Below are 11,786 nucleotides of genomic sequence, written 5' to 3'. Positions count from 1 at the left end.
AATGCTGTGGCAAAGAATTGATCGCTTAACAGAAAGTATGAGAGCAATGTCTTCAAAATCCTATGATCTGATTGTTATTGGTGCCGGACCTGGCGGGTATGTATGTGCGATCCGCGCGGCGCAATTAGGTATGAAAGTGGCCTGCGTTGAAAAACGTAAGACGCTTGGCGGGACGTGCTTGAATGTCGGGTGCATACCTTCGAAGGCGCTTTTGCATGCGTCGCATGAATACGAAAAGATTTCTCACGATTTTCCGCAGTTCGGGATCAAGGTTGATGGGGCGAAAGTCGATTTGAAAACCATGATGAAGCACAAGGATAGCGTGATTTCTGCGAACACGCAGGGCATCGAATTTTTGTTCAAGAAAAACAAAATCGACTGGCTGCAGGGCGAAGGCAAGATCACCAAGGCTGGTGAAGTGCAGGTCGGTAAGGACAAATACGCGGCCAAGAATATCGTGATTGCCACGGGATCGGATGTGGCCGGGCTGCCGGGCATTGAAATCGACGAAAAACAGATTGTGTCATCCACCGGGGCGCTGGAGCTGGGTAAGGTTCCCAAGACGCTGACCGTTATCGGCGGCGGTGTGATTGGTCTGGAACTGGGGGCTGTGTGGCGGCGTCTGGGGGCTGAGGTTACCGTGATTGAATTCATGGACCAGATTTTACCGGGTATGGACGGTGAAATTCGCAAAGAAGCCAATAAGCTTTTCACCAAGCAAGGGATTGAATTTAAGCTGTCTAGCAAAGTGACAGGTGCCAAAACATCCAAGGCTGGCGTTGAGTTGACCGTGGAGCCGGCGGCGGGTGGCAAGGCCGAGAAAATTAAATCGGAAATCGTTTTATGCTGCGTTGGCCGAAAGGCTTATACTGATGGATTGGGGCTGGATAAGGCCGGTGTGGCTATGGATGAGCGTGGCCGTGTCAAGACCGACGGGCATTTCAAAACCAATGTTGATGGTATCTATGCGATCGGTGATGTGATCGCCGGGCCGATGCTGGCGCATAAGGCCGAAGATGAGGGCGTTGTTCTGGCTGAGATTCTAGATGGGCAGAGCGGTCATATCGATTACAACCTGATCCCCGGCGTGGTTTATACGGCACCGGAAATTGCCAGTGTTGGAAAAACTGAGGAACAGCTTAAAGACGCAGGCGTTAAATATAATGTCGGAAAATTCCCGTTCATGGCCAATGGCCGGGCGCGGGCGATGAATGCCGTTGACGGTTTTGTCAAAATTCTGGCCGATGCCAGGACCGACCGGGTTTTGGGCGTTCATATGATCGGGCCGGAAGTTGGAACGCTGATTGCCGAAGTTGTGTTGGCTATGGAGTTTAGTGCATCATCCGAGGATATTGCCCGAACATGCCATGCCCACCCGACGTTGGAAGAGGTCGTTAAAGAAGCGGCTTTGGCGGTTGATAAACGCCCCATCCATATTTGATTATAGAAAATATATTTGCTTTTTTCTGAATCATTATGCTATAGCATCCCGTCCAAATCGGGAGGTTAGGTTATGATGATTTCTGTTGCTGAGCGCGGTGTTCATATTCATGGCTATCGTTTTACGGTTGCCGGTAATCAAGAAGAAAAAGCGCAGGGGCAGACAAATATAGAAGATTTTGCCTTGGTCGTGGCGATGCGTGATGGCCGGGTGGCTGATGCCATTTTAGTCGATACACGTTCTATTTACGCCCATGATCCACTTGTATCCCCGTCGGAATCCGGAAAAGTTTCCATAGATATCGTTATCTTTCGTGCCAAAAAGAAAATGGTTGAGGCGTTGCGCGGGCAAGAAGCAGCCGAGATATTACGCCGTACATTTCAGTTTCAGACGATTGAGGACAAGGATTTAAGAGTCAGGGATTGGCCGAATGAAGATACACAGGAGTCTGCTCGTTTTCAGACTCCTGTTATCAAAGTATCTCTGGATAATGAGTTGTTTCCTGCCGCGGTTGTTCTGGACTTCAGTCCCAAGACCGGGGTTTTGCAAGAATATTCTTACTATTCTCATCCCGAACAGAGATTCCATTCGAAAAAGCGCGGCGATGTTCATAATCGCCCTCAGGCAGAGCTTTTGAGAGAGCCGTGTTAAAAGCATAAGCTATTACTGTATGCCGTTCTTTTATCGTTGGCCAGCCCAAACGGGCATAGTTTTTAAAAAATTAATTTTTACTTCAGTTTCGCTTGTCTTTGTGCATTTCCTGGGATAATCCATGAATAAGCAGGGCGCGACAGCGGTGCCGCGTTGTGCTGTGTTTAACTTACTTTATAGAGGGTGTTTACAATGGAAAAGGAAGACGACCAGCGTTTGTTGCCAACCGGCGCTGAAACCGATGGCGGTGTGCCTGAAGAAGCTGTGGTATTTCATGCTGCGGCTGTTGGAAAAAAAGAGGTGACAACAGCTGATGTGGCTGCGCATTCTGAACCTGCGGCAATGACCGTGAGTGCTGTTCTCGGTTATAATTAATCCCGTTTAATCATTACTAAAAAAACGGCGCTTTCCTTTTGGAGGCGCCGTTTTTTATTGGGGCTTGCTGTTTTTTCAGGAGAAGATTAGGGTGTGATTATAGCAATAGAGAATAGGGGACGATTATGAGCAGTGATGATTTTGATAATAATGGAGATTATGGCGGGGATTTTGCCTATGAGGGATTGTTGGCGATACAGGCCATAAAAGTCGGTTTAATTACCAAAGAAGCATCCGATACCCGCTTTAATGGTTTGCCCAGTTTAACAAAAATCTGGCTTAATACGCCGTCGGGGTGGGTTGGTCAGGCCGATAAGAGTTTGACTCTTGTCCGGTGCAAACCAGAGTCTCTGATTTGCCGGTGATGATAGCTGGGAGTAAGAATTCATAATCACCCTTGATTTACCGTATTTGTAAGCATAGGCTTTTATTCGTCTCAGTTATAAAAAATAAAAAGAGGTGTGCTTATGAATCCATTTGATCCCTTTAATCTTTATCCTGCATGGCTCAGAATGATGGGGATGGCATTTAACAATGCGGCCGATGTCGTCGAAAGAACAAATGATCCCGCAGCTTGAAATCCCTCCGATGTCGCGCATGGAATTCAAGATCATGTGTGAATTGCCTGTCGGGTCGATGAGCGTTAGTCATATCGAAGACCGTCAACCGAGCCAGCACGGCACTTACCGTGCGGAAAAAGCACCGGTTATCCCCTTTAAGAAAAAATTTCCCTAAGCACGGGGGTGGGCGTTTTTGTAAACGCGCATGAGTTCCGATCCGTCAATTTCGGTATAGCGCTGGGTAGTGCTGAGCGAGGCATGGCCCAGCATTTCCTGAATTTCCCGTAAGTTTGCGCCGTTTTGCAACAGGTGTGTGGCGAAGCTGTGGCGCAGGGCATGCGGCGTGGCCGTTTCCGGCAAGCCGAGAACGCCGCGCAAATCGCGCAAGGCTTTTTGGGCGACGCCCTGATTGAGGCGTTTGCCGCGGGCGCCGCGAAACAGGGGTTGGTCGGTTTCCACGGAGAACGGCAGGGTGGTGATATAAGCGCGCAGGGTTTTCTCAACAATATCGAGAACCGGCACTTGCCGTTCTTTCCGGCCTTTCCCCATGACACGGAGGAATCCGTCGCGGGGCATATCGCCAATGTTCAAAGAGAGAGCCTCGTCAATCCGCAAGCCGCAGCCGTAAAGCAAGGTGAAAAGTGCCTTGTCGCGGGCATCGGTCCAGTCATCGCCTTCCGTGTTATCCAGCAAGCGAATGGCCTGAGCTTCCTGTAGCGGTTTGGGTAAATGGTGCGGCAGCTTTGGTGTGCGGACCGTCGATATCGCGGCATTATGCATGATACCCTGTTTATCCAGCCAGTGCAGGAGATTTTTGACGCCAGACAAGGCGCGGGCGCGGGTGGCGGCGCTGGCGCCGTCCATCGCCCGGCGGGAAAGCCATGCCCGGAAATCCCGGATAGAGGTATCGGACAGGTCGTTCAGGGATGGCGGTTTTCCGTGATGCTGGCACAGGAATGATATGAATTGTCCGACATCACCGCTATAGGCGCGCAATGTATGGCGAGAGACGTTTTTTTCGTAGCGCAGATAATCGAGCCATTTCAGAAGGCAATCGGATAAATCCGGGGCGCACTGTGCCAGCGTTTCATCGGTTATCCCGGCAGATCCAGCCATAGACGGAACATCCTTTCGACGATGCGGGCGAGAAACTGGACCTGATCTGTGGCCTGTCCGGCTTCGAACATCTGCGGGTCACGACTGCCAAAGGCCAACATGGCCGGCGGGGTTTGCATCGAGATATCAATACGGACAAGAGCCTGCGAGGCGACCAGCCCGGCGCCGCCGCCAAAAATGCCCTCGATTCCGCTGGTGTTAGCTTCCAGTTTTACGGGCCGGCCCTCCATCAGGTGGTCGATGGAGCCGACCGGGATGACGCGTACGCCGGATGTGTGAATATGCGGTACGTCGTGACCGTCGGTTTCGACGATCAGCGCGATAATGTCGACATCCAGCATCGTCGCCAGATCCATGGTGATGGTCTGGACGAATTCATCAAAGCTGCGGGCCTCGGTCAGGCGCAGGATGGCTTCGTGGATGCGGGCTTGATTGTTCATATTGGCCCGCGATGTTTCAACGATTTCCCGGGCTTCGTTCAAGATATCATCGCGATCCTCGCGGGCGCGGCGGGCCATGTAGTATTGGAAATCGGCAACTTTGCGTCCCTGCCGCTGCTCCGGCGGTTCCATCGTATCCAGAATTTCCGGATTAAGGCGGAAAAAATCAGGATGGCGTTTGAGCCATTCTGTCACGGATTCGGCGGTTATTGTTTCGGGGGCATTGTTGTCGGTTTCGGGCATCATGGTTTTGCGAACGGTTGGAGAATCAAATATTAAGCGTCAGTATACCATAAAAACGAAAACCGTCATTACCCGCTTTATGCGGGTAATCCATGGTAAACGTTGCTGATGGATTGCCCGAAAAAATCGGGCAATGACGGATTTGAGGTGCTTACAAAATGCTTTGCCCGGTTTCTGCCCAGTCTTTCACAAAGGCCGCCAAACCGCTATCGGTCAACGGATGTTTGTAAAGCTGGCGAATGACGCCCGGCGGGATGGTGGCAACGTCGGCCCCCATTTTGGCCGCTTCCAGCAAATGCATCGGGCTGCGGATTGAGGCAACCAGCACTTCGGTATCCCAGTTCGGGTAATTTTCGTAGATTGTGCAAATCTCGGCAATCAGGTTCATGCCATCCTGTCCGATATCATCCAGACGGCCTACGAACGGAGAGATAAACGCGGCCCCCGCTTTGGCGGCCAGAATGGCCTGGTTAGCGCTGAAGCACAGGGTAACGTTGACCAGTGTTCCTTCGTCGGACAGCTCTTTACAGACTTTCAGTCCATCAACCGTCAGCGGCACTTTGATCGCGACGTTATCGGCAATGGCGCGCAGCTTGTCGGCTTCTTTGCGCATCGTTTCGTAATCGGTGGAGGCCACTTCGGCGCTGACCGGGCCTTCAACGATGGAGCAGATTTCTCGGATGGTCGGGATGAAGTCTCGGCCTGATTTTTTAATCAGGGACGGGTTTGTCGTTACGCCGTCCAGCATTCCGGTTTCGGCCAGGTCCTTGATCTCATCTATTTCTGCGGTGTCTACGAAGAACTTCATTTCATTACCTATATGTATGTTGGATAAAAGCTGTGCTAATACCTATCAGATGGCCGATCTTTTTCAAGAGGATGATTGTAAGAAAATCGTTTCTGTCCTTGTCCCGTACCCGGTGGACAAGGCTTATAGCTATGGCGTGCCGGAGGGAATGACGGTGCAGTCCGGCGATTATGTAACGGTGCCGCTTGGCGGGCGGGCCGTTCCGGGGGTGGTCTGGGACGATGAGCCTGATTCCGTGTCCCCGAAGAAACTCAAGAACCTGATTGCTCTTTATGAGGATGCACGGGCGATGCCGCTCGTGCACCGGAAATTTATCGACTGGAGCGCGCATTACAATATGGCGCCGCGCGGGGCTGTGTTGAAAATGGCTTTGTCCGCGCCCAAGGGGCTGGAAGAGGGCAAAGGCGGCACGGGGTACAGGCTTAAAATTATGACGGAGGAAGAGCAGGCATATTTATCTCTTTCCCCGAAACAGCGCAAAGTCATGGAAATGCTGTCGGGGGGGAATCCCCGCACGGCGGCGGCGCTGGCGAAAAAAGCCGGATGTACGCCGGGTGTGATTAAAACGCTGGCGAAGAACGGGGTTCTGGAGGAAGTGACTATTCCTGAAATTCCGCCGTGCAGCCATCCCGATCACGAACGGCATGGTCCGCAATTATCAGAGGCACAAGCGATGGCGGCGGAAGAGTTGACCGCTTATATAGAGGCGGGCGGTTACCATGCGGCGTTGCTGGACGGTGTAACGGGTGCGGGGAAAACGGAAACTTATTTTGAAGCGGTGGCGGCGGCGCTGCAGCAAGATAAACAGGTTTTAATTCTTCTGCCGGAGATTGCCCTGTCCAATGCGTTTCTCGACCGGTTTGAAAGCCGGTTTGGCTGTGCGCCAGCGTTGTGGCACTCCCAACTTACCCCGGCGCAGCGGCGTAAAACGTGGCGCGGGGTTATGACGGGGCAGAGCAAAGTCGTGGTTGGCGCGCGGTCGGCGTTATTTTTACCCTATGCTGATCTGGGGCTGATTATTGTCGATGAAGAGCACGACCCGGCTTACAAGCAGGAAGATAATGTCATTTATCATGCCCGCGATATGGCGATTGTCCGCGCGCATGTCGGTAAAATCCCGATTGTTCTGGTATCGGCGACTCCTTCGCTGGAAACGATGGTCAATGTCTGGGACGGGCGTTATCAGCTTTTGCATCTGCCCGACCGTCATGGCGGCGCCAGTATGCCCGATGTGCATGTGATTGATATGCGCGAGGACAAACCAGAGCGCCAGCATTTTATTGCGCCAACCCTGATGGCGGCGCTGGCGGCAAATTTTGAGTGCGGGGAGCAAAGCTTGCTGTTCCTGAACCGCCGGGGATATGCGCCGCTGACAATTTGCCGAGGATGTGGTCACCGGATGGCCTGTCCGCGCTGTACGGCGTGGCTGGTCGAGCACCGGGCGACCGGGCGGCTGCACTGTCATCACTGCGATTACGCGATGCCCATGCCGGATACCTGTCCGGATTGCGGGGAGCGCGAAAGTCTGGCGGCCTGCGGGCCCGGTGTTGAACGGATTTTTGAGGAAGTCACAGCGTATTTCCCGCAAGCCCGCGTTAAAATTCTGGCCAGCGATACGGCGCAGACGCATGAAGAGCTTAAACAAATGCTGGCCGATATTCGGGATCATAAAGTCGATATCATTATAGGCACCCAGATTATCGCCAAAGGACATCACTTTCCGAACTTGACGCTGGTCGGGGTTGTGGATGCCGATCTTGGCCTGCAGGGCGGCGATTTGCGGGCGGCGGAGCGGACTTATCAGCTTCTCCATCAAGTGGCGGGCCGGGCCGGGCGCGAGCAACTCAAGGGCCATGTGTTCCTGCAAACGTGGTTTCCCGATAACAAGGTTATGAAAGCGCTGGCCAGCGGTGACCGGGATGAATTTTTAGAGGCGGAAGCTGCTGAGCGCGAAGAAGCCCATATGCCGCCGTTTTCCCGTCTTGCCGGGATCGTGGTGTCGGGCAAGAACGAGGATCAGGTGATTGGGGTTTCCAATGCCTTGGGTAAATCCGCGCCGCAGGGGGCGACGATCCAGACGCTCGGTCCCGCTGACGCCCCGTTTTACCGGCTGCGTGGTAATTTTCGGCGCCGGTTGCTGGTCCGGGCGGACAAGAATATTGATCTCCAGAAAACGCTCGCGGCGTGGGTTTCTCAAATCAAAATCCCGTCTACCGTTCGTATTTATCTCGACATCGACCCCCAGAGCTTTTTATGAGATCATTATTGTATGAAGACCCCTTTACCCAAAGAACTGACTTCCTATGATTTCCTGAAAATGTTCGCGGTCCTTTTGATGATCGTCGATCATGTGGGGGCATTTTATTTTCCCGATCAGGCATGGTTCCGGGTTGCGGGGCGTCTGTGTGTGCCGGTCTGGTTCTTTTTGATCGGCTATGCGCGCAGCCGTGATCTGGGGCCGCGGCTGTGGGTCGGTTTTTTGCTTCTGATTGTTGTTAAGCTGTTTGCGGGGATGGCCCTGTTTCCTGTCAATATTCTGGGTACAATCATTGTCGTGCGGTTATTGCTGGATGCGGTTATGAAGGTTGCGTTGTGGCATGCTTTTGTGTTCTGGGGTGTGGGGCTTTTGTTGCTGGCGCTGGTGCCGGTGACGGGGACATTTTTTGAATACGGGACACTGGCAGTGATTTTGGCCATGTTTGGCTATTTGTTACGCCATTCCGAACAAAGGCAGGCTTACATATATCCCTATATTATTTTTTGTGTGGCGGCTTTTATGGTCGCCCAGTTGATGTATTTTGATTTTTCGACGAGCGAATTTATCGTCCTGTTTGCGGGGACGATTCTGGTTATGGTGACGCTATACCACTTCAAGCCTGTTTCCTTTTCGCGCTTAACGATGGTTTTGCCGGGTTTTGTTGTTTCCGTGATCCAGTTTTTCGGGCGGCGGACGCTGGAGATTTATGTTGTTCATCTGGCTTTGATTATGTTGTCCATGCTTTGGCTGGCCCCGGATTATTACCGAATTTTGGGCTGGAAATGGTTTTATTAAGAGTTAAGACGAACGGTTTTCTATGGTAAAATAATCGTTATGAGTAAATCTATTCCCAAAGACCTTACTTCCTATGATTTCCTGAAAATGTTCGCGGTTCTTTTGATGATCGTCGATCATGTGGGATATTACTTTTTTCCGGACGATATGTGGTGGCGGGTGGCCGGGCGACTGTGTGTCCCGATGTGGTTTTTTCTGATTGGCTATGCGCGTAGCCGCGATTTGGGACCAAAATTATGGATAGGGGCGCTGGTGCTGGCGGCGTTCAACCCGGTGGCGGGGATACCGATTTTCCCGTTGAATATTCTGGCGACGATGATTTGTATCCGGTTGCTGATTGATCCGGTGATGGATCATGCCCGGAAAAATCCCAGTTATCTCTGGGCGCTGGGGGTTATAATGGTTCTTCTGGCTTTGCCAACCAACGGGTTTAGCGAATACGGGACGTTGGGGTTGCTGGTGGCGCTTTTTGGTTACCTGATGCGGCATCGTGACGAAGAGCTATGGAAGCCATTAGAAAAGCATGTTGATCCTTTTCTGGCGTTTATTCTGGTCGGGTTTTTGGTGATCCAGCTATTAACCTTCGGTTTTTCCGGGGCGCAGCTTCAGGTCTTTGTCGTCGAAATGGTGATTGTTTTTGGCGTTCTTTATTTTTTCAAGCCGCAAACCTATCCGCGGCTAACCGAAAAAATGCCGGGGCCGGTGGCGGGGATTATCCGTTTGTTCGGGCGCCGCACACTGGAAATCTATGTGCTTCATCTTATGCTGTTCAAGGTTCTGGGCATGTTTCTCGATCCGGTGCGATTTCCCCTTTTCCAGTTTCATTTATTTCCGCAATGGTAGGTCGGGAAAAAAGCACCAAAAAATCCCTTTCGGACCTTGCGTTTGGCCATATCCTGTGTTAAATCAACGCCAACTTTAGTTGCATGGCAATATAACCGGGAAAAACACGCGTGGGATCACAAAAATCTGATACGGGCCTTGTCGCAACCCGCTACGCGGCGGCGCTAATTGACGTTGCTGAAAAAGACGGCGTATTGGCCAAGGTCGAGAAAGATATGGCTGAGCTGGCAGCTATGGCGGAATCCTCGGATTCTTTGCAAAGCGTGATTCGCAATCCCTTGATTGGGGGGCGGCAACAAAAAGATGCTTTGATGCTTCTGGCGCAAAGCGCCAAATTTCAGAAACAAACGACTAATTTTTTGGGCATGATCGCTGATAACAGCCGCTTGCCCATTCTGGGCGCTGTGATTAAGGCTTTTTCTGCCGAGGTGACGCGGCGTCGCGGTGAAATCCGGGCGCAGGTGCAAACGGCCAGCCTTTTGAGCGCGGCGCAGGAAAAAGCGCTGGGCGCGGAGCTGGGCAAGGCGACGGGGGCCAACGTAACTTTGGATATTACCGTGAATGAAGATTTGCTGGGGGGGATGATCGTTACGGTCGGCTCCCTGATGATTGATGATTCAGTCCGGAACAAGCTTGACCGGCTGGGCCGCGCGATGAAAACACAAACGAATGAAAATCAACAGATGAAAGAGGTTGGATAAATGCAACTCCAGGCAGCAGAAATTTCTGAAATTCTGAAAAAACAAATCGCTGATTTTGGCGCGCAGGCTGATGTCGCCGAGATCGGGCAGGTGCTCTCCGTTGGTGACGGTGTGGCCCGCGTTTACGGCCTTGACCAGGTTCGTGCCGGTGAGATGGTTGAATTCCCGGGCGGCATCAAAGGGATGGCCCTGAACCTTGAAACCGACAATGTCGGTATCGTTATCTTCGGTGATGACCGCGATATTAAAGAAGGCGACATCGTTAAGCGGACCGGCGAGATTGTGCAGGTTCCGGTCGGCAAAGAGCTGCTGGGCCGCGTGGTTGACGCGCTGGGGAACCCGATTGACGGCAAAGGCCCGATCAAGGCGAAAGAGCACCGTCTTGTCGAGACAAAAGCGCCGGGTATTATCCCGCGGAAATCCGTGCACGAGCCGATGCAATCCGGTGTGAAAGCGATTGACGCGCTGGTGCCGGTTGGCCGTGGCCAGCGGGAGCTGGTGATCGGTGACCGTCAGACCGGTAAAACCGCCGTTTGCGTTGATACGATCATTAACCAGAAAAACTTTAACGGCTCTAAAGACGAAAAAGAGCATCTCTATTGCATTTATGTCGCTGTCGGCCAAAAACGCTCGACCGTGGCGCAGCTGGTGAAAGAATTGGAAGAGCAGGGCGCGATGGAATATTCCGTCGTCGTTGCCGCGACCGCATCCGATCCGGCCCCGATGCAGTTCCTGGCGCCGTATTGCGGGGCGGCGATCGGTGAATGGTTCCGTGATAACGGCCTGCACGCGCTGGCGATTTATGACGACCTGTCCAAGCAGGCTGTGGCGTACCGCCAGATGTCCTTGCTGCTGCGTCGCCCGCCGGGTCGTGAAGCCTATCCTGGGGATGTGTTCTACATTCACTCTCGTCTGCTGGAGCGTGCGGCAAAAATGAATGATGAAATGGGCGCAGGGTCCCTGACCGCGCTGCCGATCGTTGAAACACAGGCCGGTGACGTGTCTGCGTACATTCCGACGAACGTGATTTCCATTACCGACGGCCAGATCTTCCTTGAAACCGGCCTGTTCTTTAAAGGGATCCGTCCGGCGATTAACGTTGGTCTGTCCGTGTCCCGTGTGGGATCTGCGGCGCAGATCAAGGCGATGAAACAGGTTGCCGGGTCGATCAAGCTTGAGCTGGCCCAGTTCCGTGAAATGGAAGCCTTCGCGCAGTTCGCCTCTGATCTTGATGCGTCGACCCAGAAGCTTCTGGCTCGTGGGGCGCGTCTGACGCAGCTCCTGAAGCAGCCGCAATACTCGCCGCTGCCGGTGGAGGAGCAGGTTGCCGTGATTTACGCCGGGACACGTGGTTATCTGGACGGGGTTGCCGTTGATCAGGTCAACGAATATGAAGCGCGTCTTTTGGAAGACCTGCGGGCGAACGGCAAAGATATCCTGAAGGGGATCCGTACGCAAAAGGCCCTGGACGACAAGCTGGAAAGCCAGTTGTCTTCGTTCCTCGAAGCCTTCACCAAGGGCTTTGCCGGGACGGATGCCAAGGCAGCGTAAGGGAA

13 protein-coding genes are annotated in these 11,786 nt (G+C 52.8%); 10 read left to right on the top strand and 3 right to left on the bottom strand.

Annotated features, from left to right (window positions below):
- Positions 1 to 46: 46 nt before the first annotated feature.
- From H6868_09545 to H6868_09525, 5 genes are all read left to right on the top strand, one after another.
- Positions 47 to 1,441 (top strand): dihydrolipoyl dehydrogenase, encoded by a 1,395-nt coding sequence (locus H6868_09545; GenBank protein MCB9989556.1) that lies wholly within the window; start codon positions 47 to 49, stop codon positions 1,439 to 1,441.
- A 72-nt stretch (positions 1,442 to 1,513) separates the two neighbouring features.
- Positions 1,514 to 2,092 carry a hypothetical protein gene (locus H6868_09540; protein ID MCB9989555.1) on the top strand — a complete coding sequence of 193 codons (579 nt, stop codon included), beginning with the start codon at positions 1,514 to 1,516 and terminating at the stop codon, positions 2,090 to 2,092.
- Positions 2,093 to 2,284: 192 nt separating this feature from the next.
- Positions 2,285 to 2,467 carry a hypothetical protein gene (locus H6868_09535; protein ID MCB9989554.1) on the top strand — a complete coding sequence of 61 codons (183 nt, stop codon included), beginning with the start codon at positions 2,285 to 2,287 and terminating at the stop codon, positions 2,465 to 2,467.
- A 125-nt stretch (positions 2,468 to 2,592) separates the two neighbouring features.
- Positions 2,593 to 2,832 carry a hypothetical protein gene (locus tag H6868_09530; protein ID MCB9989553.1) on the top strand — a complete coding sequence of 80 codons (240 nt, stop codon included), beginning with the start codon at positions 2,593 to 2,595 and terminating at the stop codon, positions 2,830 to 2,832.
- Positions 2,833 to 3,001: 169 nt separating this feature from the next.
- Entirely contained in the window at positions 3,002 to 3,202 is a 201-nt protein-coding gene (locus tag H6868_09525) for a hypothetical protein (protein MCB9989552.1), read from the top strand.
- Here the strand turns inward: H6868_09525 and H6868_09520 are convergent.
- From H6868_09520 to fsa, 3 genes are all read right to left on the bottom strand, one after another.
- A complete protein-coding gene (locus H6868_09520) occupies positions 3,199 to 4,143 on the bottom strand; it encodes a tyrosine recombinase XerC (protein ID MCB9989551.1) in 945 nt (314 codons plus the stop codon). The two genes, H6868_09525 and H6868_09520, sit on opposite strands and share 4 nt — an antisense overlap.
- A complete protein-coding gene (locus tag H6868_09515; GenBank protein MCB9989550.1) occupies positions 4,122 to 4,829 on the bottom strand; it encodes a DUF484 family protein in 708 nt (235 codons plus the stop codon). The genes H6868_09520 and H6868_09515 overlap by 22 nt, the downstream gene beginning before the upstream one ends.
- 148 nt (positions 4,830 to 4,977) lie before the next feature.
- Positions 4,978 to 5,634: a fructose-6-phosphate aldolase gene (fsa, locus tag H6868_09510; protein ID MCB9989549.1), complete on the bottom strand. Its 657-nt coding sequence runs from the start codon at positions 5,632 to 5,634 to the stop codon at positions 4,978 to 4,980.
- Positions 5,635 to 5,683: 49 nt separating this feature from the next.
- Between fsa and H6868_09505 the strand changes: the two genes are divergently transcribed.
- The 5 genes from H6868_09505 (at position 5,684) to atpA (ending at position 11,781) form a co-directional block, all read left to right on the top strand.
- Positions 5,684 to 7,891 (top strand): primosomal protein N', encoded by a 2,208-nt coding sequence (locus H6868_09505; protein MCB9989548.1) that lies wholly within the window; start codon positions 5,684 to 5,686, stop codon positions 7,889 to 7,891.
- Positions 7,892 to 7,903: 12 nt separating this feature from the next.
- Positions 7,904 to 8,686, top strand: a complete 783-nt coding sequence (locus tag H6868_09500; GenBank protein ID MCB9989547.1) for a hypothetical protein — start codon at positions 7,904 to 7,906, stop codon at positions 8,684 to 8,686.
- Between the two features lie 39 nt (positions 8,687 to 8,725).
- On the top strand, positions 8,726 to 9,529 hold the full coding sequence (locus H6868_09495; GenBank protein ID MCB9989546.1) for a hypothetical protein: 804 nt from the start codon (positions 8,726 to 8,728) through the stop codon (positions 9,527 to 9,529).
- A gap of 110 nt (positions 9,530 to 9,639) precedes the next feature.
- Positions 9,640 to 10,230: an ATP synthase F1 subunit delta gene (atpH, locus tag H6868_09490; protein MCB9989545.1), complete on the top strand. Its 591-nt coding sequence runs from the start codon at positions 9,640 to 9,642 to the stop codon at positions 10,228 to 10,230.
- Positions 10,231 to 11,781 carry a F0F1 ATP synthase subunit alpha gene (atpA, locus tag H6868_09485; GenBank protein ID MCB9989544.1) on the top strand — a complete coding sequence of 517 codons (1,551 nt, stop codon included), beginning with the start codon at positions 10,231 to 10,233 and terminating at the stop codon, positions 11,779 to 11,781.
- Positions 11,782 to 11,786: the final 5 nt, after the last annotated feature.

It is taken from the genome of Rhodospirillales bacterium (genome assembly GCA_020638175.1).
Classification (GTDB): domain Bacteria; phylum Pseudomonadota; class Alphaproteobacteria; order Micavibrionales; family Micavibrionaceae; genus JACKJA01.
The sequence above is the reverse complement of the archived record's forward strand: the minus strand, read 5'-3'. Positions and strand labels throughout refer to the sequence as shown.